Annotated in this window: 25 protein-coding genes; 14 read left to right on the forward strand and 11 right to left on the reverse strand. The window is 67.6% G+C overall.

What is annotated here, in order from left to right; translation table 11 throughout:
- The first annotated feature begins 41 nt into the window (after window positions 1–41).
- From CFB34_RS13505 to CFB34_RS13530, 6 genes are read left to right on the forward strand one after another with little or no spacing between them, the layout of a single operon-like run.
- A complete protein-coding gene (locus tag CFB34_RS13505; RefSeq protein WP_089442056.1) occupies window positions 42–692 on the forward strand; it encodes a TagK domain-containing protein in 651 nt (216 codons plus the stop codon).
- Entirely contained in the window at window positions 689–1,543 is an 855-nt protein-coding gene (locus tag CFB34_RS13510) for a type VI secretion system accessory protein TagJ (protein ID WP_089442055.1), read from the forward strand. The genes CFB34_RS13505 and CFB34_RS13510 overlap by 4 nt, the downstream gene beginning before the upstream one ends.
- Window positions 1,536–2,102: a type VI secretion system baseplate subunit TssE gene (gene tssE, locus CFB34_RS13515; protein ID WP_089442054.1), complete on the forward strand. Its 567-nt coding sequence runs from the start codon at window positions 1,536–1,538 to the stop codon at window positions 2,100–2,102. The genes CFB34_RS13510 and tssE overlap by 8 nt, the downstream gene beginning before the upstream one ends.
- Before the next feature lie 37 nt (window positions 2,103–2,139).
- Complete coding sequence (gene tssF, locus CFB34_RS13520; protein ID WP_089442053.1) at window positions 2,140–4,029, forward strand: type VI secretion system baseplate subunit TssF; 1,890 nt, start codon at window positions 2,140–2,142, stop codon at window positions 4,027–4,029.
- Entirely contained in the window at window positions 4,029–5,084 is a 1,056-nt protein-coding gene (tssG, locus tag CFB34_RS13525) for a type VI secretion system baseplate subunit TssG (protein ID WP_089442231.1), read from the forward strand. Before tssF ends, tssG begins: the two co-directional genes overlap by 1 nt.
- A complete protein-coding gene (locus CFB34_RS13530) occupies window positions 5,081–6,199 on the forward strand; it encodes a type VI secretion system ImpA family N-terminal domain-containing protein (RefSeq protein ID WP_089442052.1) in 1,119 nt (372 codons plus the stop codon). Before tssG ends, CFB34_RS13530 begins: the two co-directional genes overlap by 4 nt.
- Before the next feature lie 47 nt (window positions 6,200–6,246).
- On the opposite strand, the gene CFB34_RS13535 is transcribed toward CFB34_RS13530, so the two are convergent.
- From CFB34_RS13535 to CFB34_RS13545, 3 genes are all read right to left on the reverse strand, one after another.
- Window positions 6,247–7,593 carry a nitrate/sulfonate/bicarbonate ABC transporter ATP-binding protein gene (locus CFB34_RS13535; RefSeq protein WP_089442051.1) on the reverse strand — a complete coding sequence of 449 codons (1,347 nt, stop codon included), beginning with the start codon at window positions 7,591–7,593 and terminating at the stop codon, window positions 6,247–6,249.
- An 11-nt stretch (window positions 7,594–7,604) separates the two neighbouring features.
- Window positions 7,605–9,359 (reverse strand): ABC transporter permease subunit, encoded by a 1,755-nt coding sequence (locus CFB34_RS13540; RefSeq protein WP_089442050.1) that lies wholly within the window; start codon window positions 9,357–9,359, stop codon window positions 7,605–7,607.
- Window positions 9,360–9,440: 81 nt separating this feature from the next.
- Window positions 9,441–11,030 carry an inorganic phosphate transporter gene (locus CFB34_RS13545; protein WP_089442049.1) on the reverse strand — a complete coding sequence of 530 codons (1,590 nt, stop codon included), beginning with the start codon at window positions 11,028–11,030 and terminating at the stop codon, window positions 9,441–9,443.
- Between the two features lie 255 nt (window positions 11,031–11,285).
- On the opposite strand from CFB34_RS13545, the gene CFB34_RS13550 reads away from it, so the two are divergent.
- The 3 genes from CFB34_RS13550 to CFB34_RS13560 all read left to right on the forward strand — a co-directional run bounded on the left by CFB34_RS13550 (window position 11,286) and on the right by CFB34_RS13560 (window position 13,885).
- Entirely contained in the window at window positions 11,286–12,230 is a 945-nt protein-coding gene (locus tag CFB34_RS13550) for a metallophosphoesterase (protein ID WP_089442048.1), read from the forward strand.
- Window positions 12,231–12,255: 25 nt separating this feature from the next.
- Window positions 12,256–12,588: a cupredoxin family copper-binding protein gene (locus CFB34_RS13555; protein WP_039343940.1), complete on the forward strand. Its 333-nt coding sequence runs from the start codon at window positions 12,256–12,258 to the stop codon at window positions 12,586–12,588.
- A gap of 157 nt (window positions 12,589–12,745) precedes the next feature.
- Window positions 12,746–13,885: a patatin-like phospholipase family protein gene (locus CFB34_RS13560; protein WP_089442047.1), complete on the forward strand. Its 1,140-nt coding sequence runs from the start codon at window positions 12,746–12,748 to the stop codon at window positions 13,883–13,885.
- Between the two features lie 278 nt (window positions 13,886–14,163).
- On the opposite strand, the gene CFB34_RS13565 is transcribed toward CFB34_RS13560, so the two are convergent.
- Complete coding sequence (locus tag CFB34_RS13565; RefSeq protein WP_089442046.1) at window positions 14,164–15,330, reverse strand: alpha/beta fold hydrolase; 1,167 nt, start codon at window positions 15,328–15,330, stop codon at window positions 14,164–14,166.
- A gap of 247 nt (window positions 15,331–15,577) precedes the next feature.
- On the opposite strand from CFB34_RS13565, the gene CFB34_RS13570 reads away from it, so the two are divergent.
- The gene (locus tag CFB34_RS13570; protein ID WP_089427115.1) at window positions 15,578–15,886 is read left to right on the forward strand and encodes a helix-turn-helix transcriptional regulator; all 309 of its coding nucleotides are present in this window, start codon (window positions 15,578–15,580) and stop codon (window positions 15,884–15,886) included.
- A gap of 83 nt (window positions 15,887–15,969) precedes the next feature.
- The gene (locus CFB34_RS13575; RefSeq protein WP_089427114.1) at window positions 15,970–17,031 is read left to right on the forward strand and encodes an alkene reductase; all 1,062 of its coding nucleotides are present in this window, start codon (window positions 15,970–15,972) and stop codon (window positions 17,029–17,031) included.
- Window positions 17,032–17,049: 18 nt separating this feature from the next.
- Here CFB34_RS13575 and CFB34_RS13580 read toward each other — a convergent pair whose 3' ends face one another.
- Window positions 17,050–17,577: a GNAT family N-acetyltransferase gene (locus tag CFB34_RS13580; RefSeq protein WP_089442045.1), complete on the reverse strand. Its 528-nt coding sequence runs from the start codon at window positions 17,575–17,577 to the stop codon at window positions 17,050–17,052.
- Between the two features lie 88 nt (window positions 17,578–17,665).
- Between CFB34_RS13580 and CFB34_RS13585 the strand changes: the two genes are divergently transcribed.
- Both CFB34_RS13585 and CFB34_RS13590 read left to right on the forward strand, forming a co-directional pair.
- Window positions 17,666–18,277: a LysE family translocator gene (locus CFB34_RS13585; RefSeq protein WP_089442044.1), complete on the forward strand. Its 612-nt coding sequence runs from the start codon at window positions 17,666–17,668 to the stop codon at window positions 18,275–18,277.
- A 57-nt stretch (window positions 18,278–18,334) separates the two neighbouring features.
- Window positions 18,335–19,291 (forward strand): alpha/beta hydrolase, encoded by a 957-nt coding sequence (locus CFB34_RS13590; protein WP_089442043.1) that lies wholly within the window; start codon window positions 18,335–18,337, stop codon window positions 19,289–19,291.
- On the opposite strand, the gene CFB34_RS13595 is transcribed toward CFB34_RS13590, so the two are convergent.
- A complete protein-coding gene (locus tag CFB34_RS13595) occupies window positions 19,288–20,208 on the reverse strand; it encodes a phosphatidylinositol-specific phospholipase C (RefSeq protein ID WP_179243745.1) in 921 nt (306 codons plus the stop codon). The two genes, CFB34_RS13590 and CFB34_RS13595, sit on opposite strands and share 4 nt — an antisense overlap.
- A gap of 6 nt (window positions 20,209–20,214) precedes the next feature.
- Here CFB34_RS13595 and CFB34_RS13600 point away from each other — a divergent pair, with 6 nt between their 5' ends.
- Window positions 20,215–21,237, forward strand: a complete 1,023-nt coding sequence (locus CFB34_RS13600) for a LacI family DNA-binding transcriptional regulator (protein ID WP_089442041.1) — start codon at window positions 20,215–20,217, stop codon at window positions 21,235–21,237.
- 32 nt (window positions 21,238–21,269) lie between these two features.
- Here CFB34_RS13600 and CFB34_RS13605 read toward each other — a convergent pair whose 3' ends face one another.
- The 5 genes from CFB34_RS13605 to CFB34_RS13625 form a co-directional block, all read right to left on the reverse strand.
- A complete protein-coding gene (locus CFB34_RS13605) occupies window positions 21,270–22,130 on the reverse strand; it encodes a carbohydrate ABC transporter permease (protein WP_089442230.1) in 861 nt (286 codons plus the stop codon).
- Window positions 22,127–22,996 carry a sugar ABC transporter permease gene (locus CFB34_RS13610; RefSeq protein WP_089442040.1) on the reverse strand — a complete coding sequence of 290 codons (870 nt, stop codon included), beginning with the start codon at window positions 22,994–22,996 and terminating at the stop codon, window positions 22,127–22,129. Before CFB34_RS13610 ends, CFB34_RS13605 begins: the two co-directional genes overlap by 4 nt.
- Before the next feature lie 34 nt (window positions 22,997–23,030).
- Window positions 23,031–24,269, reverse strand: a complete 1,239-nt coding sequence (locus CFB34_RS13615; RefSeq protein WP_046548265.1) for an ABC transporter substrate-binding protein — start codon at window positions 24,267–24,269, stop codon at window positions 23,031–23,033.
- 275 nt (window positions 24,270–24,544) lie between these two features.
- Window positions 24,545–25,753, reverse strand: coding sequence for a porin (locus CFB34_RS13620; protein WP_089442039.1), 1,209 nt, complete (start codon window positions 25,751–25,753; stop codon window positions 24,545–24,547).
- Window positions 25,754–25,920: 167 nt separating this feature from the next.
- Window positions 25,921–26,859, reverse strand: a complete 939-nt coding sequence (locus CFB34_RS13625) for a helix-turn-helix domain-containing protein (protein WP_089442229.1) — start codon at window positions 26,857–26,859, stop codon at window positions 25,921–25,923.
- Between the last annotated feature and the right edge of the window lie 54 nt (window positions 26,860–26,913).

The following is a 26,913-nucleotide window of genomic DNA, read 5'->3' on the forward strand; positions in this document are numbered from 1 at the left end:
CTCGCGTTTCATTTCCGGATCTTTCGCTATCGACCCTGTTCATGCGCCTCCTTCGCCTGCCCTGGCCTCGTCGGTCGGACACGTCGCTCGCCGTGCCCGCACCGGCGATCGCACGCTCGCAGCCCGTTGCCGACACATCGCCGCTGCACAACGCTCTCGGCCCCGCTCGCATCGATGACGACTTGCTCGGCCTCCTCGGTATCGGCACCCGTGACGGTGCTGCAGCCTATCCGCATACCGCAGCGGACACGGCGCGCGTCGACGCCGATCACACCGACGCACTGATCGATACGCTTCATGCGCAGTACTGGCGCGCGCTGACGGACCCAGGCGCGCCGATCGCGCCAGCATGGGCCCCGTCGGTAGACGACACGCTCCAGCACGCGATCACGCCGGATCACCCGCACGACGCGCATACCGACGATGACGCCGGGCACCCGGATTCGATCGAGACGCTGCTGTCCGGCAATCGCACGATCGAGGATGCCTTCGGTCATCTGGACGGGCACATGGAACCGGTGACCGACGGCGAATCCGTTCCGGAGATCCTGCAACTGTTTGCGCCGCCCGAATTTCACGCCGCGTCCGCGCGCCGCGCCCCCGTACCGCCTCCGCCGCTTACCCGGCGCGAGCACCATGCGCTGTCCGTGGACAGTCCGCTGACCGCGCCCATGCGCAAGGACCAACCATGACCAGGCTCAACACCACCGATACACCCTCCGCGCAGCGCGCGGACGACCTCCCGCTCGTCGACCAGATCGCTCGCATCGAAGCACGCATCCGCTCGCAACCGACGACCGCCCCCCATCGCTGGGCGCTGTTCCAGCTGCTGTGCATCGTCGGCGAGTGGTCACGCGCGATCCAGCAACTGCAGGTCTGGGCAAAGCTCGAGCCGAGTCAGGCCCGAACCGCGCAGATGTATCGCGACCTGATCCGTGCCGAACGGTGGCGGGCAAAGGTGGTCGCGGGCCGGGAACACCCGGGTTTCGTCCTTGCCTCACCGCCCTGGATCGATGCGCTGCTGGACGCGATCCGCCACGCGGCCGACGGGCAGGTCGAACAGGCCGACACCCTCCGCGAGGCGGCCTTCCAGGCTGCGTCGGACGTTCCGCTCGTCGCAGCAGCGCAGGGCCATGCCGCATGGATCGCGGACAGCGACACCCGTTTCGGCCCGGTCTGTGAAGTCATCACGGCCGGACACTATCGCTGGGTGCCGTTCGCCGACCTGGCGGCATGGCGCGTGTCGCAGCCGGCGCAACCGGTGGATCTGATCTGGGCGCCCTGCACCCTCACCCTCGTCGACGGCAGCCTCGTCCACGGCTTCATGCCGGCCCGTTATCCCGGTTCGGAAACCGGCAGCGACGCCGTGCGCCTTGGACGCGAAACCGTCTGGCGCGACATCGGCCGCACGGGTGTCGTCGCGCTCGGACAGAAAACCTGGACAACGGACCTAGGCGACTTCAGCCTGTTCGAGCTGGCTCACGCCGAGTTCGGCTCGCGCGCCGCACCTGACGCGATCGACGCGGATCAAGCCCATGACTGAGCGCCGGAAACCGCAGTCGGGCGCCGACGCGCCGACCACACGGACGCCGCGACGCGCCAGCTCGCATCTGCTGCCGACGCTGCTCGATCGCCTGCGCGACGATGCACCGCATCGGCAGACCGAGGCCCCGGAGGAATACACGGTCACGCGCAAACAGATGCGCGACATCGTGCAGCGCGATCTCGCCTATCTGCTCAACACGACGAGTATGGAAGACCGGATCGATCGCGATCGCCATCCGCGAGCGGCTGCGTCGACCGTGAATTTCGGCGTACCGCCGCTCGCCGGCACGTTTATCGCCTCGCGTCAGTGGAACGACGTCGAAAAGATGATCAGCCGGGCCATCGGCGATTTCGAGCCGCGCCTGATTCCGAATTCGCTGGTGGTCGCGCCCCGTACCCACGCCGATGCCGATTCCGCGGGCGAACATCACAATGTGCTCGCCTTCGAAGTGCGCGGCCTGATTCACATGGATCCGTATCCGCTCGAATTCATGGTGCAAAGCTCGCTGGATCTCGAAACGAGCGAAATCCGGATCACGGGCATGCGCGCCGGCTGAGCGCGGCGCACACAACGACCACAACGAGGCCTCTCCGATGGACCCGCGATTGCTCGACTACTACAACCAGGAACTCATCTACATGCGCGAGCTCGCCGCCGAGTTCGCCCATGCACATCCGAAGATCGCGCGCCGGCTCGGCATGCAGGCCGGCGAAGTGGCGGATCCTTACGTCGAGCGGCTGATCGAATCGTTCAGCTTCATGGCTGCGCGTACGCAGATCAAGCTCGACGCGGAGTTTCCGCGCTTCACGGAACGGTTGCTCGAGGTCATCTACCCGAACTACGTCGCGCCGACCCCGTCGATCTCGATCGCCCGCCTGTATCCCGGGAAGTCCGAAGGCAGTCTGGCCGGCGGCTATTGCCTTGAGCGCGGGACCGCGTTCACCGCGAAGGTTCCCGATGGAGAGCGCACGGCATGCCAGTTCACGAGCGGGCAGGACGTCACGCTGTGGCCGCTCACGATCACCGATGCGCGGCTGACCGGCATTCCACCGGACATCCCGGCGCTGGAGCGTTATGGCCCGCCCGACAGGCAAGTGCGCGGCGCGCTGCGGATCCGGCTCGCGACCACGGGGAACATGCGGATCGCCGACCTGAAAGGACTCGAGCGGCTTCCGGTGTATCTGGCAGGCGACGAGCAGGTCGCCTCGCACCTGTTCGAATTGCTGCATGCGGGCGGCATGGCCTCCGTTATCGGCGCGCCCGGGGAATTCGGCACGCCGGGCCGCCCGCCCGCGGCCGTCATCGAAAACGCGGTCGAACACGAAGGATTGGGCATCGATCAAAGCCTGTTGCCGCTCAACTGGGCCAAATTCCACGGGCACAACCTGCTGCATGAGTACTTCGCGTGCCCCGCGCGGTTCTGGTTTTTTGCGTTGAACGGCCTTGCCGAGGGTTTTTCGCGGGTCAATGGCCGCGAGGTCGAGATCGTCGTGCTGCTCGACCGGGCGCCCGGCCCCCTCGCCAATCTCGTCGATGCATCGCGCTTCGCACTTTTCTGCACGCCCGTCATCAATCTGTTCGGCAAACATACGGACCGGGTCGAGATCTCGCCGCGCGACACCGAATTCCATCTGGTGCCGGCGAGACTCACACCGCTCGACTACGAGGTGTTCTCGGTCCGCACCGTCTACGGGCAAGTCGCCACGACGTCTTCCGAACTCGAGTTCCGGCCGCTCTATCAGACGCTGAACAATGACGAAGGCAATCACGGTCGTTACTTTTCGGTGCGGCGCGAGCGGCGCCTGCTGTCCGATTCGGCACGCCGCTACGGCACGCGCACGCCTTACGTCGGGACGGAGGTGTTTCTCTCGCTCGTCGACCAGGCAGAGGCGCCGTACGGCGAAAACATTCGCTTCCTGTCGGTCGAGGCACTGTTGACGAACCGCGATCTCGCCTCGCTCGTGCCGCGCAACGGCGTGCATGACCTGGAAACGACGCAGTCCGCGCCGGTCGACAGCATCGGCCTGATTCGGCCGCCGAGCGCACCGCTGCCGCCCTATGCCGAGCGGGAAATGGCGTGGCGCCTGATCCGCCAGCTGAACTTCAACTATCTGCCGCTCGAAGCACTCGATCACCGGGAGGGCGGTCAAGGCCTGCGCGACCTGCTACGCCTGTACCTCGTGGATGGCGACTCCGGGCAAGGCCGTCAGGTCGAGAGCCTCGTGGGTGCAAAAACGCGCCCCGTCACGCGCAAGCTGCCGGGAACCGGCCCGATGACCTTCGGCCGCGGCATCGAATGTGCGCTGACGGTCGACGAGACAGGCTTCTCGGGCGTCAGCCCCTATCTCTTCGGGGTAATCCTCGAGCATTGGCTCGCGCGACACGTCTCGATCAACAGCTTCACGCAGACGGAGTTGCACTCGATGCAACGCGGCCGGATCGCGCGATGGCCAGCTCGCACGGGCACGCGCGGAGCACTGTGATGAAGCGCGCCACACACCCCACGCTGTCACCCGAACTGCTCGAATCGCTGCAGGCCGAACCCTGGCGCTTCGGATTCCTGTCGTTGCTGCGGCGGATCGGTGCAAACCCGGCGGTCGATCCGATCGGCACCGCTCGCCGGCCACGGGCCGAACCGTTCAGACTCGGCCAACAGCCGAGCCTGGCCTTCCCGCCGCGCGAAATCGCGAGCGCGCACGAGACGGCCGGGCAACTCAAGGTGCGTCTGTTCGGTCTCGGCATGCTGGGGCCCAACGGTCCACTGCCGATCCACGTGACCGAGATCGCGAAGGACCGAGAAAGCAGCCGCCGCGACACGACCACGGTCGACTTCTTCGACATCTTCCATCATCGGTTCTTCACCCTGTTCTATCGAGCGTGGGCTTCCGCGCAGGCGGCTGCGGGCCTCGACCGAAAACACGACGAGCACTTCTCGTTCTATATCGCAAGCCTCGCCGGGCAAGCGGTCGGCGAAATCGACCGACGCCCGCTTCCGTCGCATGCGCGCCTCGCCGCGTCGGCCCATCTCGTTCGCGAATCGCGCAATCCGGACGGGCTGCGCAGCACGCTCGAACACTACTTCGGCGTTCCGGTCTCCGTCGAGGAAAACGTCTTTCACTGGATCGAAATCGATCCGGCCGACTGCGGGCGCATCGGGTACCCGGGCGCTGCCGCCACGATGGGCCGGGGCGCGGTGCTCGGGCGTGTCGCCCCGGATCGCCAGCACCGGTTCCGCATCGTGATCGGCCCCGTCGATCTGGACGCCTACCTGCGCTTCACGCCGCAAGGCGAAGACCTGCCGCGACTCGTCGAGTGGGTTCGGGCCTTCGTCGGCCACGAGCTCGAGTGGGAACTGGAGCTTCGCATCAAGCCCGAGAGCGCGCCGCCAGCCGTCATGGGTGGCCGGCAGCGCATGGGCTGGTCCGGATGGCTGGGGCGCCCTGCATCCGACAAGCCGATCACCGGCATGCGCTTCGAGCCAGAACGCCATGCACGCCATTTCAATCATCGCGCCCCTGCCTCCGAACCTCGACCATGAACAAGCAATCCTCTCCCGCCTCGAACAAGCGCGGCCGTGCGCCCGTCGCCGATACGCCGCATGACGACTGGCTGGCGCCGTTGAACGGGTCGGAACCGTGCGGCCCGGATCTCGAATACGACCATGATTTCGTGGTGCTGTTTGCCGGCACCGCACCCAGACAGGATGTGCAGTACGGCACATTCGTCGGTTCGCCCGAACCGCTGAACTGGAGCGAAACCGAGCGAGACTGCCGGCGGCTAATGACGCGCACGAAGGACATACGCGTTGCCGTGCTGCATACGCGCTGCCGCACGCGCCTGGGCGGCGTGGCAGGCCTGTCGGAAGGCATGCGGTTACTGGCGGCGTGGTTACAGGCGTTTCCGGAGCAGGTCCATCCGCAGGCCGATGCCGACAACGATCGCCATGCCGCGCTCGAGATGCGCATGAACGCGCTGCAGGCGCTGTCGGATCCGGAAGGCTTGCTGGCCGATGTGCGGGAAATCGTATTGACACGATCGACTGCCACCCGGTTGCAGGTTCGTGACGTCGAGCGCGCGTTCGCGCATCCGCGTCCCGCCGATGCGCTCGCGCCCGATTCGGTCACCCTGCAATTGCAGAACCTGCGGGAACAGCAGCCGTCGACGATGAAGGCCTTCGACGATGCGATCTCGAGCCTCTCCGCTATCGATTCGTGGTGCTCGACGCACCTCGAGACGTATCTGCCGGATTTTTCCCCGCTGTTCCGCCTGCTCAAGCTCTTTCAGGCAAGCGAACCGCAGGTCGACAGCCGACCCGGCTCCTTGTGCGCGGTCGAACAGGAGGCACGCGATACGCCGGTGTCGGCGGCACTCGACGAAACGGCTACCACGCCGGCAGGTCCGGATGGCGAGGAGACTGCTGCGCCAACCCCGACGACCGTTGCCTCGCCCGCGCCTCTTGCGCCAACGGACCGGCAGGCCGCGTTGGCGCTGATCCGCACGGCACGCAAGTGGTTCGAAACCAACGAACCGAGCAGCCCCATCCCTGTGCTGCTCGGGCGCGCGGAACAATTCGTCGGCAAGCGCTATGTCGATGTCGTCAGGGCCATTCCGCCGGAGCTTCTCGCTCAGTGGGAAGAGGCAGACGGCTCATGACGGCATCCCGTCACGGTCGTGCATGACGGGATGCCTTTGCTCGACGATCAGCTCTCGACATCCTCGAGGCTGAACACCTCGGTCTTGTCGTTGTACGAGAACACTTCCCCGTAACGCCCCCAGTCGATCACCGCATCGAGCGTTTCCTCAGCCGCTTCGTCGGACAGGAAATCCTCCAGCTCCTGCTCGAAGCGCACGCGCGGCGCCCGATGGCCCGGGCGCTCGTTCAACACCTTCCGAATCCGCGCAGCAAGCGGCACGTGCTTCAGCAGATGATCCGCGAACATCAGCTTGCGCTCCTGCGTGCCGAATTCCGCGAACACGCGGGCAGGCGGCGTGAGGAACACGTCCCCTTCGCGCACGTCCGCGAAGCCGAGGTGCTGCAGCACTTCGGCGATCGGGAACAGTTCGTCGACTTCCAGATGCAGCGTACGCGCGATTTCCGGCATGTCCGCGCGGCCGTGGTACGGCGCCATCGCGAGCGTCTCGATCAGGCCGGCCATCAGGTTGGTCGACACGCGCGGCATCCAGCTGCCGAGCTCCAGCCCCTTCTTCGTCGCCTCGCCGGTCTGGCGGGCCGTCATCTTCGCGTAGATGTCGTCGACGAGCTTGCGGAAATCGGTGTCGAGCCGGTTGCGCGGATGCTTGAAGGGCACCTTGATCTCGGCGATCACACGGCCCGGGTTCGACGACAGCACGAGGATCCGGTCGCACATGAACACGGCTTCCTCGATGTTGTGCGTGACGATCAGCACCGACTTGATCGGCATGCGGCCTTGCGTCCACAGATCGAGCAGGTCGGTACGCAGCGTCTCGGCCGTCAGCACGTCGAGCGCGGAGAACGGCTCGTCCATCAGCAGGATCGTCGGATCGACGACGAGCGCGCGCGCAAAGCCCACGCGCTGGCGCATGCCGCCCGACAGCTCGCGCGGGTATGCGTTCTCGAAGCCGTCGAGACCGATCAGGTCGATCGCGGCCAGCGCGCGCTCGCGCCGCTCGCGTGCGCCGACGCCGAGCGCCTCGAGGCCGGCTTCCACGTTCTGCAGCACGGTGAGCCACGGGAACAGCGCGAAGGTCTGGAACACCATCGCGACGCCTTCGGCCGGCCCGCGCAGCGGCTGGCCGAGATAGGTCACTTCGCCGCCGGTCGGCTCGATCAGGCCGGCGATGATGCGCAGCAGCGTCGACTTGCCCGAGCCGGAACGGCCGAGCAGCCCGACGATCTCGCCTTCGCGCAGCGACAGGTTCGCATCGTCGAGCACGAGCAATTCGCCCTGCGACTTGTTGAAGCCGCGGTTCACGTGCTCGACGCGCAGGATTTCGTCACCGAGGCGCGGCGGCTGCAGCGGCTGGGACGTCTTGGCGGGGGCGTTGATAACGGTCGAATTTTGCATCGCGCTTACTCTCAATCGAGACGGAGCCGGGATTCCGCATAGGCGTACATCGGACGCCACAGCAGACGGTTGAACAAGGTAACGAACAGGGACATCACGGCGATGCCCAGGATGATCTTCGGGAAATCGCCGGCGGCGGTGGTCTGCGCGATGTACGCGCCGAGGCCGTGCGCGACGACCTTCGTGTCGCCCCACTGCACGAACTCGGACACGATGCTCGCGTTCCACGCGCCGCCCGATGCGGTGATGGCGCCGGTCACGTAGTACGGGAAGATGCCGGGCAGGATGGCCTGCCGCCACCACTGCCAGCCACGGATGCGGAAATTCTTCGTCGCTTCCTTGTAGTCGTTCGGATAGGACATCGCGCCGGCGATCACGTTGAAGAGGATGTACCACTGCGTGCCGAGCACGATCAGCGGCGACAGCCAGATGTCCGCGTTCAGGTGGAAGTGGACGATCACGATAACGAACACCGGGAACAGCAGGTTCGCCGGGAACGCCGCGAGGAACTGCGCGAGCGGCTGGATCTTCTCCGCCAGCGCGGGGCGCAGGCCGATCAGCACGCCAAGCGGCACCCAGATCACCGACGCGATCGCGATCAGCACCAGCACGCGCAGCAGCGTGATGAGACCGAGCACGACCACGTGCCCGACTTCGCTCATCGTCACGCCGGTCGCGACGAACGTGACGACGCGCCACACGACGTACGCCGTCAGCAGGATCACGAACGCGCCCCACACGATGTCGCCGATGCGCGACGCGCCGCGCGACGATGCACCGCGTGCACGCGTGCTTTTCAGCGCCGGAAAGCGCAGCGGAATCCGCGCGGCCTGCGACAGCAGCCAGCCGGCCGGCACGAGCAGCTGATGGATCAGGTGCGTACGGCGCATCATGTCGAGCAGCCAGGATTGCGGCGCATCGCCCGACGCGGTGTTTTCCATCCGGAACTTGTCGGCCCACGCGACCAGCGGGCGGAACAGGAACTGGTCATAGGCGAGGATCACGACCGACATCGCGACGATCACCCAGCCCACCGCGCCGAGATTCTTGTCGGAGATCGCCTGCGCGAGATAGGCGCCGATGCCCGGCAGCGTGATGGTCTGGTTGCCGACGGTGATCGCCTCCGATGCGACGACGAAGAACCAGCCGCCCGACATCGACATCATCATGTTCCAGATCAGCCCCGGCATCGAGAACGGCACCTCGAGCTTCCAGAAGCGTTGCCACGGCGTCAGGTGAAAGCCGCGCGACACTTCGCTCAAGTCGCGCGGCACCGTGCGCAGCGACTGGTAGAAGCTGAACGTCATGTTCCACGCCTGGCTCGTGAAGATCGCGAAGATCGCGGCCAGCTCCGCACCGAGCACGCGGCCCGGAAACAGCGCGAGGAAGAACGTGACGGTAAACGAGATGTAGCCGAGCACCGGCACCGACTGCAGGATGTCGAGGATCGGGATCAGCACCATGCCCGCGCGGCGGCTTTTCGCGGCGAGCGTGCCGTAGACGAGCGTGAACACGAGCGATGCAACCATCGCGGCAAGCATCCGCAGCGTGGTGCGCAACGCGTATTCGGGCAGGTTCGACGGGTCGAGCGAGATCTTCTGCGTCTGCAGCACGCCGATCGGCGCCATCGTCTGGTGGAAGCCGACGATCGCCATCGCGAGTATGCCGATGATCAGCGGAAACGCGACCACGTCCCAGCGGTTGGGCAGCACGCGCCACGCGGACGCGTTGGCGGTGCGATTCGGATCGAAGAAACTGATATCCATCGGTAGCGTCTTGTGTTGAATTGAAAATCGATGGGACCGGCCACGCACCGCGCGGCCGGACGTCGCGCCCCCCGGCGCGGGTCAGAACAATCCGTGCAGCAGCCAGTAAAGGGCGGCGGACAGCGCGATCGACGCGGGCAGCGTCAGCACCCACGCGAGCACGAGGTTGCGCACCGTATCCCAGCGCAGGCCCGCGCCGCTGGCCGTCATCGTGCCGGCCACGCCCGACGCGAGCACGTGCGTCGTCGATACCGGCAGCCCGTACGCGTCGGCCATCCCGATCGTCAGCATCGCGACGGCTTCGGCCGATGCGCCCTGCCCGTAGGTGAGATGCGACTTGCCGATCTTCTCGCCGACCGTCACGACGATCCGCTTCCACCCGACCATCGTGCCGAGGCCGAGCGCGATCGCGACCGCGACCTTCACCCACGTCGGGATGAATTTCGTCGCGCGGTCCATCTGCTTCTTGAACGCCTCGAGCGCGCTCGCGTCCTCGACCGAGAACGCCGGCGCCTTCGCCTTCTCCATCAACCGGATCGCCTCCGACGCGACGTACATGTTGTTGCGCACGTTGTCGACGAGGTTCTGCGGCACGCTCGAGATGCCGCCGGCCTGCGCGACCTGGTCGGCGATGGTGTCGGTGAGCTTGCCCAGTGCGGGAATCGTCGCCGGCGTCAGCTTGTGCGTGCGCACGTAGGCCTCGACATCGGCGCGCGGGTCGGCCGTCCGGGCAGCCGGGTCCGCATACTTGACGAGCGTCGTCGACGCGTGGCGCGCCACCGCGACGAACGTGCTCGTCTGGTCGGGCGTCACGGCCTTGTTCAGCGCATACGCGGTCGGCATCACGCCGATCAGGATCAGCATGATCAGCCCCATGCCCTTCTGCCCGTCGTTCGAGCCGTGCGCGAACGACACGCCCGTGCAGGTGAGAATCAGCAGCAGGCGGATCCAGAACGGCGGCGGCTTGTTGCCCTTCGGCTCCTGGTACAGCGCCGGCACGCGCACGAGCGCCTTCAGGAGCAGCAGCACGAGCGCGGACAGCACGAAGCCGATCAGCGGCGAGAACAGCAAAGCCTTGCCGACGCCGAGCGCCTGGTTCCAGTCGACGCCGCTCGTGCCCGACGGGCCGCTGACGATCTGGTTCATCAGGCCCACGCCGATGATCGAACCGACGAGCGTGTGCGAACTCGACGACGGCAACCCGAAATACCAGGTCGCGAGGTTCCACGTGACGGCCGCGATCAGCAGCGAGAACACCATCGCGAAGCCCGAGCCGCTGCCCACCTGCAGGATCAGCTCGACCGGCAGCAACTGCAGGATCCCGAACGCGACGGCGCCGCTCGACACGAGCACGCCGAACAGGTTCCAGAGGCCGGACCACACGACGGCCAGGTGCGGGTCGAGCGAGTGCGTGTAGATGACGGTCGCGACCGCGTTGGCGGTGTCGTGGAAGCCGTTGACGAATTCGAAGCCGAGCGCGATCAGCAGCGCGACGATCAGCAGCAGGAACGGGAGAGCCGAGCTTTCCTTCACGGGACTGAGGTCCGCGCTCAGATGGATACCGACGTAGACGATGCCGCAGGCAATGATCAGAAAAAACAGCGCGAGGCTGATGGTGCGCGTGCGGGTGCTGACCGCACCGCTGGTTTCCGTTGCCGCGAGATTCGGCATGAAGGGGCTCCGGAGAGGTGACTCGGAGTGGCAGGCTATCGATCGGTCGTGACGTAAATGTGACGTGTCACTTACAGGACATTGACAAGCCATCTGCCAGGAATCGCGTCGCGCCGCGCAAGCCGCAAGCACGGGCGGTCGACCTTGTAACCGGCGGGAATAAATTCGCCGCTGCGCCGGTATGGCACGCGAAGGCGCCGGCTTATTCCAGGACGATCCGGCCGTCCGGTTTCGTCACACGAATGCGAGGCTCACATGTCTTCATCGACCCCCACCAACCCGTCGCGCCGCCATGCACTGCAGTGCATGGCCTTCGGCGGCCTCGGCACGCTGTTTACGCTGTCGGGCGGCGTCCTGACGCCGTTCGACCTCGCGCTCGCGCAGACCGGCGACGTGCTCCCGGCCAACGCGGGCCGCCCGCTGTTCGTGCAGATCAGCGACACGCACATCGGCTTCAACAAGGACGCGAATCCCGACGTATCGGCCACGCTGAAGCAGACGATCGACCTCGTCAACGGCATGCCGGCGATGCCCGCGCTGGCGATCCATACCGGCGACATCACGCACCTGTCCAAGCCCGAGGAGTTCGACCACGCGTCGCAACTGCTCGCCGCGCTGCGCGTGCCGGAACTGCATACGGTGCCCGGGGAGCACGACGTCACCGACGGTTCGGGCGCCGAATATTTCGGCCGGTTCGGCAAGGCGTCGGACAATCGCGGCTATTACAGCTTCGATCACGCGGGCGTGCACTTCATCGGCCTCGTCAACGTGATGCACTTCAAGCCGAACGGGCTCGGCAGCTTCGGCGACGACCAGCTCGCGTGGCTCGCGCAGGATCTCAAGGGCCGCTCGTCGAGCACGCCGATCGTCGTGTTCTCGCACATGCCGATGTGGACCATCTACGAGCCGTGGGGCTGGGGCACCGGCGACGCGCCGCAGACGATGGCGCTGCTGCGCCGCTTCGGCTCGGTCACCGTATTGAACGGGCACATCCACCAGATCGTGTCGAAGGTCGAGGGCAACGTGACGTTCCACACCGCGCGCTCCACCGCGTTCCCGCAACCGACGGCCGGCAACGGCCCGGGCCCCGTGCCGCTCACCGTGCCGCGCGACCGGCTGCCGTCGATGCTCGGCGTGACGACGGTCGAATTCGCGGGCCATCCGGTCGCGTCGTCGCTGCACGATGCGACGCTGGCCTGATCCACAGAACCCCAGGGAGACCGACATGACCCGCTTCAAGCCATCCAGCCTCATCGCGGCGCTGCTCCTGTGCGCCACCGCCCCGCTCACCGCGTTCGCGCAGGGCCCCGACGGCACGCTCGTGACGATCCGCAACTTCATGTTTTCGCCGATGTCGACGACGATCAAGGCCGGCACGACGATCACGTGGAAGAACCTCGACGCGGAGCCGCACACCGTCGTCAACGACGCCGGCATCTTTCATTCGAAGGCGCTCGACCAGGACGAAACGTACGCGTTCCGCTTCGACAAGCCGGGCGTCTACAAGGTGTTCTGCGGGATTCACCCGTACATGAAGGAGACCATCACGGTCGAATGACGCGGCGCGTCACGCCACGCGCTCGAGGGTCGGAAGCGACTGACGTCGAATCGAACGCGGCCGCCCGTTGCACGGCGGGCGGCCCTGCGCCGCCGATCGCCTAAACTGGATCGAATCGTTCGAACCCGACCCACCCTCACACGCAGCGAGGCCAGCCATGACCGCGAGCCAGCCGGCACGCATGGATCTTCCCGGGCAAGTGGTGCTCGTGCTCCAGGGCGGCGGCGCACTGGGCGCATTCCAGCTCGGCGTCTTTCAGGCGATGGACGAAGCCGGTATCCGGCCCGACTGGGTGGTCGGCACGTCGATCGGCGCGATCAACGCGGCGCTGATCGCCGGGAACCCGCCGGCGCAGCGTTACGAGAAGCTGTCGGCATTCTGGCGCCGCGTGACCGAACGGACCCGTTTCGACACTGCGCCGCTGCTGCCCGGCTGGAACCGGACGCTGGCCGAGCTGATGATCATCGGCGGCGGCATCGCGGGATTCTTCCAGCCCAATCCGGCCTCGTGGCTCGGGCCGATGGTCCGACTCGGCGTCGATCGCGCGTCGTATTACCGGATCGCGCCGCTGCGCGACACCCTGGCGTCGCTGGTCGATCCCGAGCTGCTGAACGCGGGCCACCCGCGCCTGACCGTCAGCGCGGTCAATGCATGCTCGGGCACGATGCGCTATTTCGATTCGCGCGATACGCGGCTCGGGATCGAGCACATCATGAGCTCCGGCGCGCTGCCGCCCGCATTCCCGGCGATCAGGATCGACGGCGAGCCCTACTGGGACGGTGGCGTGTATTCGAACACGCCGGTCGAGGTCGTGCTCGACGACAATCCGCGCCGCAGCTCGATCATCTTCTCGGTCCAGATGTGGAACCCGGCCGGCCCCGAGCCCCAGAGCATCTGGCAGGTGTCGGAGCGGCAGAAGGACATCCAGTACGCGAGCCGCACCGACAGCCACATCGCGCGCCAGCAGCAAATTCACCGGCTGCGCCACGTGATCCGCGAACTGGCGCGGCACGTGCCGGAAGCCGAACGCGCGTCGCCGGCCGTGCGCCGGCTCGCCGCGTGGGGATGCGAAACCACGATGCATCTGATCAAGCTCGCGGCACCGCGACTCGCCGACGACAATCAGTTCAAGGACATCGATTTCACGCCGGCCGGCATCGAGGCCCGCCGGCAGGCCGGCTACGAGGCCGCGCAACGGGCCATCGCGGCGCGTCCGTGGGAGATACCGACGGACCCGACGGAAGGCCTGACGGTATTCGACGCCAGCGGGCCGCCGATCACGGAAGATCCGGCATGACACGCGGCGCCGCGATCGCGCGCCGGGCGCTTCGGCTCGATCACGCGCGCCCGGCCTGAAGCCGGGCACGGCCGGCTGCGTTCACCTCGACCATCGCCACGCCGCTCCGCGCAGCGTGTCGAAATAATCGTCGAGGATCGTGATGCTCATGGGGAGCGCTCCTGGCAACGCCGTCATCCTGAACCGGGCGCGCGTCGCGGGGAAGTGAATTCTTCCTGCCGATTCCTGCATGGTTCTGATCGATCGATGTTCGCCGTGCGCGGACCTCGCACGCCCACTCACTGCCCCGCCGCGCGCATCTCCGGCGCCGTGCCGGCAACGACCGGACACGATTGCGGCAACGCCTGCCCGAACAGCACGGCCAGCCCGCAAGCGGACGTGAACATGCCGAGGCCGTCATGCCCGACGCCCGGCACTTCGACGACCTGCTGCGCGAGATCGTCAGGATGCCGTTTCTTCAGGTAATCGAAATATGCGAGCCCGCGCGCGAGCCGGTACGGGCCTTGCGCCATGGCCGCGCATGAGCGGTCGATGAAGTGGGTGTACGGGTTCGTGTCGGCCTGGCCGAGCAGGTACACGACATGACGCGCGACATAGCGCGTTTCGAGATCGCGCACGTCCTGCGACGCCACATAAGGCGGGGCCGACTTCAGCCCGTATTTCCACTCGGTCGCGCTCGGGCAGGTTCCGCCTGCGATCGCCTGACCGTTCGGACGTTCGTCGTCGAAATACAGGTAGCTCGACGGGTTCGCGACCACATAGCGCACCGCGATGCCGGCCCGCGCGAGCGCATCGCCTTCGTGCCCGGCCACCGCGTAACGCTGCAGCAACTGCGCGCCGGCGGAGTGGCCGATCACGACGACCGTCGACAACGCGGGATACAGGCTGCGGTCGGCGAAATGCGCGAGCAATGCGTCGAGCGCGCTGAACGAACTGATCGGGGCGGGCTGGCGGGCCGGTTCGCCGCCCTTCCATCCTTCCTGGGTCCAGGCCAGGATCGGCGCGGCTAGCGAAAACGCACGCGTATCGGCGCGTGTCAGGAATTGCGGCGCGACGACCATCGTGCCCCGGCCCGCCGCACCAGCCTTCTCGACGACCTGGAGCCCCGATGCGTAATAAGCGTCGGCGTTGCGCAGCGTGCCGTGAATCACGATGAACACACGCGTGACGTCGGGTGCCGCTTGGTCGACGGGATGGTCGGCATAGACGGGCAACATCGCGCTGCCCTGCGGCGTGTCGACGGTCAAGCGCTGGTCGGCGACTGCCTTCACCGGTGCTTCGAGGCGTTCGCGCTGGGTGGGCATGGCGGCTTCGGCCGGCCGCGCACCGCCCAGGACGCCGATGGCTGCCGCAACCGAAATCGCGAACGCCAGGGTTCGGGTGGCCGGCAACACGCGTGAGCGCCGGATGCTTGCAAAGGCACAGGCAACGGAAATGAGTGACATGGCGGCGGATCGAGTGGCGGACATGACTTCAACGGCGATGGTCGCAGAATCCGTCGCGCGCTGCCGGGCGGTTCCGGGAAGCGCACACCCGCCCTGCACCCTCGAGGGTCACCACGATCCATCCCCGTTATCGCATTTCACTATCAACCCCATTGCCAGCAATGCTTTCAAACATATCGTCAAGTTCCGATATAAGATTCGCCTATCGACGATACCTGTTTGCCTGACTGAAACGCCCGCCCGATCCATGCCGACCGAACTCGACATCGAAGCCATCCTGAAAGCGCTCTCGAACCCCGTGCGCCGGGAAATCCTCCTCTGGCTGAAAACGCCGGGCGAGCATTTCCCGAACCAGACGCTGCCGTACGAACACGGCGTCTGCGCGGGCCAGATCGACGCGCGCTGCGGGCTGTCGCAGTCGACCGTCTCCGCGCACCTCGCGACGCTCCAGCGCGCGGGGCTCGTGACGTCGACACGGATCGGCCAGTGGGCGTTCTTTCAACGCAACGAGGCCGTCATCGACGCATTTCACGACGCCCTGCGCCGCGAACTCTAGTCAACACGGCCGAACCCGGCCATGCGGAGCGCTGTCGCCCATGACGCGACGGTTTCCCGCCTTTCGTGAAGAGGTTATTTGCCATGCCCACCCTGTTCGATCCCGTCACCCTCGGCGACCTGACCCTGCCGAACCGCATCGTGATGGCGCCGCTCACCCGCTCCCGTGCGGGCGCGACGCGCGTGCCGAATGCGCTGATGGCCCGTTACTACGCCGAGCGCGCAACGGCCGGCCTGATCATTACCGAGGCAACCTCGGTCACGCCGCAGGGCGTCGGCTACGCGGATACCCCCGGCATCTGGTCCGACGAGCAGGTCGAGGGCTGGAAACAGGTGACGCAGGCCGTGCATGCGGCCGGTGGGCGCATCGTGCTGCAACTGTGGCACGTCGGCCGGATCTCCGACCCGGTGTTCCTGAACGGCGACCTGCCGGTCGCGCCGAGCGCGATCGCCGCCGGCGGCCACGTGAGCCTCGTGCGTCCGCAGCGCCCGTACGTGACGCCGCGCGCACTCGAGCTCGACGAAATCCCGGGCATCGTCGCCGCGTACCGCAAGGGGGCGGAAAACGCGAAGGCCGCCGGCTTCGACGGCGTCGAGATCCACGGCGCGAACGGCTACCTGCTCGACCAGTTCCTGCAGGACAGCACCAACCACCGCACCGATGCGTATGGCGGCCCGATCGAGAACCGCGCACGCCTGCTGCTCGAAGTGGTCGATGCGGCGATCGACGTGTGGGGCGCCGGCCGCGTCGGCGTGCACCTTGCCCCGCGCGGCGACGCGCACACGATGGGCGATTCCGATCCGGCGGCAACGTTCGGCTATGTCGCGCGCGAACTCGGCCGTCGCAAGATCGCGTTCATCTTCACGCGTGAGTCGTATTCGGGCGACCATCTGAGCCCGCGCCTGAAGGAAGCGTTCGGCGGCCCGCTGATCGCGAACGAGCAGTTCACGCTCGACACCGCGCAGGCTGCGCTCGAGGACGGCAGCGCCGACGCGATCGCATGGGGCAAGCTGTTCATCGCGAACCCCGACCTGCCGCGCCGCCTCGAACTCGGCGCACCGCTCAACAAGCCGGTGCCGGAAACGTTCTACGCGGAAGGCGAAACGGGTTATACCGATTACCCGGCGCTGAGCGACGCGGCCTGACGGCCCGGCAGCGCGTGTTCAGCGGCGCACGTCCGCCCGCATGAACACGCGCTGCGTCTCGTCGAGCCCGAGCGCGACGTGGTGCGCGCGGATCGCGCGCAGCGTGTCGTCGAGCGCGGCGGCGTCGACGATGCTGAAACCGAGGCGCGCGTAGTAGGGCGCATTCCACGGCGCGTCGCGAAACGTCGACAGCACGACCTCCGCGATCCCCTCCTGCGCCGCGCGCGCGCTCACCTGTTCGATCAGGCGCGCGCCGATCCGCTGTCCGGCATGCGACGGCGCGACATCCAGCTCTTCCAGATAAAGCCGCTGCGCATCGAGCCGCCGGTAGAACGCAAATCCGACGCACGCCCCCTGCGCATCGACCGCCACATACGCGCGACCGTCGTCGATGCGCTCGAGCACGGCCGTCGCATCGGTCGGCTCGCCCTCGGCGATGTGGGTCATGCCGATTGCGCGGAACCGCTGCGCGGCGGCGACTTCGACGGCGGCCATCGCGGCCGCGTCTTCCCGCGTGGCGGGACGGATCAGGATCGATGCAGTCATCACGGCAATTCAGGCAGGCAGTCTGGAACGGCCGTCACTATAATCGAAACCTCATACGTTTCGAACGCCCCCACCCACGAGGTTTGTCATGACGTTGTCCGCGCTCGCCGTCTTCGCCGTCACCCTGCTCGTCACCGCCGGCACGCCCGGGCCGAGTGTCGCCGCGCTGGTCGCGCGCGTGCTGACGAACGGCGTGCGCGACGTGCTGCCGTTCCTCGCGGCCATGTGGGTCGGTGAAGCGCTGTGGCTCACGCTCGCGGTCGCGGGGCTGTCCGCGTTCGCGCGCACGTTCGCGACCGGGCTGATCGTGCTGAAGCTGCTCGGCGTCGCGTACCTGCTGTTCCTTGCATGGAAGATGTGGACCGCGCCGACCGCGACCGGCGCCGACGACCTGCCGCGCGGCCAGTCGCCGTGGCGCATGTTCGTCGCGGGCATGCTCGTTACGCTCGGCAACCCGAAGATCATGGTGTTCTATCTCGCGCTGCTGCCGACGATCGTCGATCTCTCGCACGTGGGTGTGACCGCATGGGCCGAGCTGGTCGGCACGATGCTCGCGGTCCTGATCCTCGCCGACTGCGTCTGGTCGCTGCTGGCGTCACGCGCACGGGCGTTCCTGACGTCGGCACGCGCGAAGCGGTTCGCCAACCGCACGAGCGCGACCGCGATGGCCGGTGCGGCGGTGGCGATCGCGACGCGCTGAGCGCCACTGTCCGGCGCCCGTCGCGCCGCGGGTCCCTCCACCGCCCGGGGAATCGACATGAAAACCTGGCTTTCGGCTGCCCTGCTCTGCCTGTCCGCCACGCTCGCGCACGCGGCCGGCATCAAGTTCGTCACCATCCCGGCCGACGCGGCCGGCCCCGAACTGCGCGCCGTCATCTGGACGCCCTGCGCAACCCCCGCGCAGTCGCTCACGATCGGCCCGTTCGTGCTGAAAGGGCAACGCAACTGCCCGACCGTCGGCGACAAGCTGCCGCTCGTCGTGATTTCGCACGGCCACGCCGGCACGTACTTCGGGCATCACGACCTCGCCGAAACGCTCGCCGACGCAGGCTACGTCGTCGCGGCGATCAACCATCCCGGCGACACGCATACCGACATGAGCCGCGCGGCCGACCTGCGGGAGCTGGTCGAGCGGCCGGACGACATCAAGCGCCTGGTCGACTACATGCTGGCCGACGGGCCCGACGCCACGCATATCGATCCCGCGCGGATCGGCTTCTTCGGCTTTTCGCGCGGCGGCTATACGGGCCTCGTGCTGGCCGGCGCCAATCCGGATTTCGTCCACGCGCACGTGGCCTGCCCGGACCCGACCTGGCTGATCTGCAAGCAGATCCGCGACCATGACCTGCCGCGCCGGCCACTGACGCACGACCCGCGGATCAAGGCCTACGTGATCGCCGACCCGATGAACGAATTCCCGAGCGCCGATACGCTGAAGGACGTGCACGCGCCGATCCAGCTGTGGGGGTCCGAAGCGGGCGGCGACGGCGTGGAGCCGGAAACGATCCCCGCGCTGGCCGGCATGCTGCCGCAACGGCCGGAATTCCACGTCGTGCCGAATTCCGCGCATTTCGCGTTTCTCGCGCCGTGCTCCGACCAACTGGCGCAGGTCTCGCCTGACGTCTGTACCGATGCGAAGGGATTCGATCGCGCGGCCTTCCACGAAACGCTCGATGCAAAGGCGCTCGCGTTCTTCAGCGCCAATCTGCGCTAACAGCGAAACGTCTTGCGCCAGACGCCCGGCGCCGGCACATGGTCGTTGCACGCGATCAGCGCGCGCACCAGCGCCCAGTCGTCGTCATCGCAGAAGTCGAGCAGCATCGCGCCATACGGGCCGGGCTGCTCATGCAGTCGTTCAGTCAGCCGGGCATGAATGCCCCGCACCCTGCCGTCGCCGTGCGCGACCACCGACGGATTCGCGCCCATTCCCGTCCCGCTGCAGAAGTTGATCGCCCAGCGGCCGCTGTCCGGCGACGGCAGGTCCGTCAGCAGCGCGTCGATCGCCCGCCACTTCCAGCCGATCGACGCGGCCACCGGCACGCGGTATTCGTCCTGGATTACGAACGCGCCGTCGGGGTGGTCGATCGTGAACGTCGCGTTGTCGGGCCACGCGGTCAAATCGATGCCGAGCGGCCGGCTGCTGCGAAACCGCCGCAGCAGCACGATCGCGCCGCGCACGTCGCCGAGCGCGGGCAGCGTGCCGCCGGCATGCCAGCGCAGCCGCGGATGCCGTTCGCGATGCGCGTCGAACGTCGCATCGAAACTGCGCGTGCACGCGTGCGCCGGCCATTCGTCCTTCACCGACATGACGATGCATTCGCGCGGATGCGCGTCGAGAAAACGCGCACAGGTGGCCAGCACGTCGTCGAACGTCATGCCGAGCGCGATGCCGCCGTGATGGATGTCGAACGCATCGCGCACGTGCCGGCAGCGGATGTCGAGCAGCCGCACGCCATGCGCGAGCTGGGCATCGAGCGGCGCATGCTGGGTGCGCACGAGCCGATCGTCGACGGTATACGCACAGGTGTCATGGCTGCCCGGTAGGGTCAGCGTATGCAGCAGCCGCGCATCGTCGAGCGCCGACATCCAGTCGGCGGGCGGCATGCGCGTATCGTGGCTCGAAGGGATCATGAATCGATGAATGACAAGGAAAGAAAGCCGTGGGTCACGGCATCGGATGTCGCGGCGCGCGCCGGCGTGTCGCGCTCCGCGGTGTCGCGTGCATTCTCGCCGACGGCGAGCATCGCCCCGCAGACACGTGAGCGCGTGATGGTCGCCGCGCGCGCGCTCGGCTACCAGGTCAACCTGATCGCCCGCGACATGATCACGCAGCGCAGCAGCATGATCGGCGTCGTGACGGCCGGGTTCGAGAATCCGTTTCGCGCACGGCTGCTGTCGGACCTGATGGCCGCGCTCGGGCAGCGCGCGCTCACGCCGCTCGTGACCAATGCGGAAGATCCGCGCCAGGTCCGGCAATCGCTCGAACAGCTGCTCAGCTACCGGATCGCGGGCCTCGTGATGACGTCCGCGTCGCCGCCGCTGTCGGTCGCGCAGCAGTATCTCGAACACCGGATTCCGGTCGTGATGATCAACCGCGAGGCGAACCTGCCGGGCGCGGACATCGTCGTCAGCGACAACGCGGCGGGCGCCGTCCACGCAGCGCAGCGGCTCGTGCGGGCCGGCGCGCGCCGGCTCGCGTTCGTCGGGCCGCGCGGCGCGAGCTACAGCGCGCAGTCGCGCGCCACCGCGTTCGAGCAGGCGATCGGGCGCGGCGACGCGTTCGATGCGACACTCGCGCACGTGCTCGACACGCCGTCCGATACGCATGCAAGCGGCGTCGACGCCGCGCGGCAACTGTTCGCGAACGGCAAGCGGCCCGACGGCGTGTTCTGCTCGTCCGACCTGCTCGCGCTCGGCGTGATCGACGTCGCGCGCAGCGAATTCGGGTTGCGCGTGCCGGACGACGTGCGCGTGATCGGCTTCGACGACATCCCGGCCGCCGATTACGATGCGTACCGGCTCACGACGCTGCGCCAGGACACGCGCGGCCTCGCGCAAGCGGCGGTCGACCTGCTCGCCGACCGGATGCAGGCGTTCGACGGCCCGTCGCGCACGCGCATCGTGCCGGTCACGCAGGTGGTGCGGGCCAGCTGCGCATAACCAGGGAGAATCGGGCGCGGCGACGCCGCGCGTCACTTCAGCCCGCCCGCGAACCCGCGCAACAGGTAGCGCTGCACATAGCCGGCCACGGCCAGCGTGGGCAGCGACGCCATCAGCCCCGCGCTCATCAGGTCGCCCCAGTCGATGCCGTTCTCCGTCACGTAGCCGGCAATCGCGAGCGGCAGCGTGAAGCGGCTCGGCGTCGACACGAACAGCAGCGCGATCAGGAATTCGTTCCACGCGGCGATGAACACGAAGATCGCGGTTGCGATCAGCCCCGGCGCGCACAGCGGCAGCACGATCTGCACGAGGCGGCGCGCGAGCCCCGCGCCGTCGATGCAGGCGGCTTCCTCGTATTCGATCGGCACGTCGCGCACGAACGCGAGCAGCATCCAGATCGCCATCGGCAGCGCATAGATCTGGTACGCGAGCATCAGGCCGAGCGTCGAATCGAGCAGGTGCAGCCGCTTCGCGAGCGCGAACAGCGGCACCGCGATCGTGATCGGCGGCATCAGCTTCAACGCGAGCACGAGCACCAGGAACAGCAGGTCGAGCCGCGCCGGAAATCGCAGCCGCACGAGCGCATACGCGGCCGGAAACGCGAGCGCCAGCGCGAGCAGCGTCGTGCCGAAGCCGACCAGCAACGAATTGAACAGCGGCGCGCCGATGCCGTTCGACCAGACCGACGCGAAATGCTCGAAGGTCGGCGCAGCCGGCCAGATCCGCAACGGGTGATCGAGGCGTTCGAGCGTCGGCATGAAGGCCGCGCCGGCCATCCACAGGCACGGCAGCAGCAACAGCGCGAGCGCGGCGATGCGCAGTGCCCACGGCATCGCGCGACCGAATGCGGCGCCCGTTCGCGCGCCCGTGATGCGAGCGGATTGCGCCGTCATGCGCGCCGCTTGCGAACCGTCTGCCATACGTACCCCGAAACCAGCAGCGCGGACGCCGCGAGCATCAGCACCGACGCGGCGCTCGCCGGCCCGACGTTGAAGAAGCGGAAGCCCGTGTCGTAGATATAGGTCGACAGCGTCTGCGTCGCGTTGCCGGGGCCGCCGCCCGTCAGCGCATAGACCTTGTCGAACAGCTTGAACGTGTCGATCGAGCGCAGCAGCAGCGCGAGGCCGATCTGCGGCGCCGCGAGCGGCAGCGTGATGTCGCGCAGGCACTGCCACTCGCTCGCGCCGTCGGTGCGCGCCGCTTCGTACAGCTCCTGCGGGATCGACTGCAGCCCGGCGAGCACGATCAGGAACGCCATCGGCGTCCACTGCCACACGTCGACGAGCGCGAGCGACCACAGCGCGAGATGCGGATCGGACAGCCAGCGCACGCCTTCGATGCCGAACGCCGCGAGCAGCGCGTTCAGGAAGCCGTCGAAGTTGAGCCAGTTGCGCCAGATCGCCGAGCACACGAGCGTGGACAGCATCATTGGCAGGATCGCGAGCGGCAGCGCGATGCGCCGGCCCGGAAACGCGCGCACGAACAGCAGCGCGAGGCCGAAGCCCAGCGCGACTTCGGCGAGCGACGCGACGATCGTGAAGCGCAGCGTGTTGCCGAAGCCGGCCGTGAACGCGTCGTCGCCGAGCACCGCGCGATAGTTCGCGAGCCCGGCGAACGCGCGGCGGCCGGCCGAGTAGTCGACCCGGCAGAACGAATCGATCAGCACCTGCGCGACCGGATACAGCGCGAGCGCGGCGAGCACCAGCAGCGCGGGTCCGAGCAGCGCGACGAACGGCAGGCTGCGGCCGAAGGCTTTCATGCGCGATCTCCGGCCGGCGAGTCGAGGCGTGCCGTCACTTGCCGGCCGCGGCCGTCGCCTGCGCGATCTTCTGCTGCGCCTGGCGCAACGCGGCGTCGGGGGCGGCCTGCCCGGTCAGCGCGAGCTGCAGCTGGTCGCCGAGAATGCTCTCGACCTGCTGCCAGTCGTTCACGCGCGGCCGCGCACGGCCGGCTTCGAGCGCCTTCAGCTGATCCGGATACCAGCGGTACTGGCGCACCAGCGCCGGATCGTTGAACACGCTGCGGCGGGTCGGCGGAATGCCGATGCCGGCGAGGCGCGTCTGCGTGTCGCGGGCGGTCAGGTACGCGAGGAAATCCTGCGCGAGCTTCGCGTGCGGCGCGTCCTTCGGGATGCCCATCTGCCAGATGCCGAGCATCGGCGCCGGGCCGGCGGTCTGCCCGGGCGGCGGCTGCAGCGCGATCTGGCCGACCACGCGCGACTGCTTCGGATCGTCGAGCGCCGGCACCCACGCCGGCCATACCTCGATCGACTGCGCGGCCGTGCCGCGCTGCAGCGCATCGCGCACTTCTGCTGCGCCATATACGTCGACGTCCTTCGGCGCGGACGCCTTCAGCGCGAGGAAGGTCTTCAGCGCGGCCTGTGCCTCACGCGAATCGATCGTCACGTTGCCGGCACGGTCGAACACGTCGCCGCCGTAGGCCCACAGGATCGGCAGGAAGCCCGTCACGACCGGGTTGCCCTTCGTGCCGCGGAACACGACGCCCGACACGCTCTTGTCCGCGCCGCCGACGGTCTGCGCGATCTTCAGCACGTCGTCCCAGTTGCGCGGCGGCTGCAGCTTGTACTTCGCGAGCAGGTCCTTGCGGTACGCGAACATCTCGACGTTGCCGACGATCGGCAGCGCGTACAGCGCCCCGGCCGCGTTGCGGCCGAGCGCGACGGTGGACGGCACGAGATCGGCATCCGCGAGCGACGCGGGCAGCGGCTTGAGCCAGCCGTTGCCGATGAATTCGGGCGCCCACGTGTCGTCCATCATCACGAGGTCGTACGCGCCGGTGCCTTCGCGCATCGACAGCTTGAGCTTCTGGTACAGGTTCGCGTTCGGCAGCTTGAGCAGCTCGATCTCGGTGCCCGGGTGCAGCTTGTTGAAGCCGGCGACGGCGTCGGCCAGCCCCTTGCCGTAGATGTCGTCGCGGCCTGCGATGACGAGATCCGCGGCAACGGCGTGCGTGGCGGCGAAGGACAGCGCAAGGGCGGCGGACAGCGCGCGCAGGCGGCTCAGCAAGGTCATGAGGTCTCTCTCGTTCGGCGTGGTGGCGGGACGGCCGGGCGTTGCACACGTGTGCAACGCGGGGGATGCTTCCGGCCGCCTGTAGCGAACGCCATTGTTCACGCCGATCGTTAAGAATTTATGGCACATGGCGATCGCCGGTGCGCGGCGCCTGCCGAGCGCTTGCCACGGCGAATCGGGCGGCAACCCGGCCGCCCGCCAACCGCCTGCTGCTCGCCGCCCGTTGCCCGTCGCCGGCCGCCCGCGTTCCGCGCGCCGTGTCGCATGCCCTGCGCTTAAAAGTTCACACGAATGCCCGCCATCACCGCCAGTTGCCGGCTCGAGTTGCTGTTCGCGAGCACCGGGATCTGCGCGTAGTTCACCGCGTTGCCGTCCGCGTCGGTGCCGAGCCCCTTGCCGCTCGCGATCTGGCCGATCGCGACCGCATACAGCGCCGTGCGCTTCGACAGGCTGTAGTTCGTGCCGACGTTCACCTGGTGGAACCGCGTCGTGCCGCGCCCGTCGGTATGCGCGGCGTTGAAGATGTAGGCGACGCCGCCCTGCAGCGCGGGCGTAAACATGTACGTGGCGTTCACCTCGCCGATATCGAATGTGAACGCCTGCGTACGCGGCTGCGCGGTGGTCGAGAAATAGCGGCTGTCGCCGAGGCGCGTATGCGTATAGGTGAGCGCGATCGTCGCGTCGCCGAACGTGACCGAGCCGCCCGCGCCGAACGCGCGCATCAAGCCCGCATCCTGCAGCAGGCAGTACATCGCCCCTGGGTTGCTGCATGCGAAGTCGCCGATATAGCCATTCGCGCCGCCGAGCGCAGCGTCCAGCGGCTGGTGCAGGTCGAGGTAGCCGACCGAGAATGCGACCGGCGCACGCGTGTACGTCGCGGCCACCGCGTAACCGCGCTTCGCGGAGAAATCGCCGGCCTGCCCGCCGAAGCTGAACGTGCCGCCGAACGTGAGGCCGTTGAAATCGGCGCTGGTGAACTTCACCGCGTTGTTGAAGTTGAACGCGGCGTTCAGGTTGTCGACGTCGCCGAGATGCGAGCCGTACGGCGTCGCCCAGTTGTTGCTCGACACGTATGCGCCGAGCATGTCGGTGTACGAGTCGTACTGGCGGCCAAGGCCGAGCGTGCCGATCCCGTCCTGGCGCAGCCCGACCCATGCCTGCCGGCTGAAGGCCGTGCCGCCCTGCAGCGCCTGCCCGTTCGCGGACAGGAACTGCTGCTCGAGCGTGAACACCGCACTGAGCCCGCCGCCGAGCGGCTCGGCGCCCTGGAAGCCGAACCGCGACGGCACGAGGTTGCCGCCGCCCATCTGCCATGCATGGCCGCCGCCCGTGCTGCCGTCGGCGCGCGTGAACTGCTGGTTCGTCGAGTAGATGATGCCTGTATCCACGGTGCCGTACAGGGTCACGCTGCCCGAGGTCTGCGCCTGTGCGTGCATGCAACCCAGCGTCGCCGCCGCCGCGGCCAGTCGTCGTCCGATCTTCATGTCCCGCCCCTCTGTTGTCATCGATTCGCAGTGCAGATCGATGGGGTTATCGATATGGGTGACAGGACTCTATCCAGCGAAAATTCAGGACCTCTATCGCAAATCGGCAAACGGTCGCACGCGTTGCTCGCGACGGTGCTCGGCGGCGCCGGCTCGGCGCGCGTGCGTCATTCGGGGCGCGTCGTCTGCGACGGCAACTCGCCGAATAGATCGCGATACTCGCGCGCGAAATAGCCGAGGTGCGTGAACCCCCAGCTCGCGGCGGCCTCGCCGACGCCGAGCTGCTGCACGGGCGTCGTGCGCAGCATGCGGCGCACCGCGTTCAGCCGGATCGTGCGCAGATAGCCCACCGGCGTAACGTCGGCCACGCGTTGAAAACTCGTTTGCAGCGTGCGGCGGCTGCAGCGCAGCGCGCGACACAGTTCGAGCACGGTGACGGGTTCCTCGGGCCGGTCGCGCAGATGCTTCTCGCAACGGCTCACGATGTCGCTGTAGGTGGCGTGCGTGATGTCGCGACGCTCGACGCCGATGCCCTGCTCGAGCGCATCGAGGAACATGCCGAGCATCGCGTCGCGGAACATCTTGCGGGTAGCCGCGTATTCGAGGTGGCCCGGGTTGCGCTGCGCATCGTCGATCAGCGACGACAGCCGCGCGCCGAGCGCGACGCCCTGCTCGTCGGACAGCCGCGTCACGTGGCGTAGCTTGCGCGCGCCGGACGCGCCGAATTCGGCTTCGCACAGCTCGTCGACCATGTCGGACGCCGCGCTGATCCCGACGAGCCCCATCCCTTCCGGCGTGTGGAATTCGAAATCCTCGCCGGCGCGCAGCGCGAGCAGCGCATAGCCGTCGACGGGCTGGCCCTGAAACGTGCCCGCGAGCGGCACGGACAGCGGCACCGCGAGCGACGTGCGCCCGGCCGGCGCGAGCCCGGTTTGCGCGACGCGCCGGTTGGTCGTTTCGCGGAAGAAGTGAAAATCGTCGTACAGCACCTGCGTGACGGTGCCCTTGAAGCGGCCCGGCGTCATCTGGCGGTACACCTGATGCCAGCCCGCGATCGCGAGCCCGTGATCGTGCACGTCTTCGTGTGAGCGTGACTGGAACAGCATCGGCATCTCCGGTAAAACCCTTAAACGCGGCCGCCGGTTCCCCGGCGCGCAACG

The sequence above is a fragment of the Burkholderia sp. HI4860 genome (assembly GCF_002223045.2).
Lineage (GTDB): Bacteria > Pseudomonadota > Gammaproteobacteria > Burkholderiales > Burkholderiaceae > Burkholderia.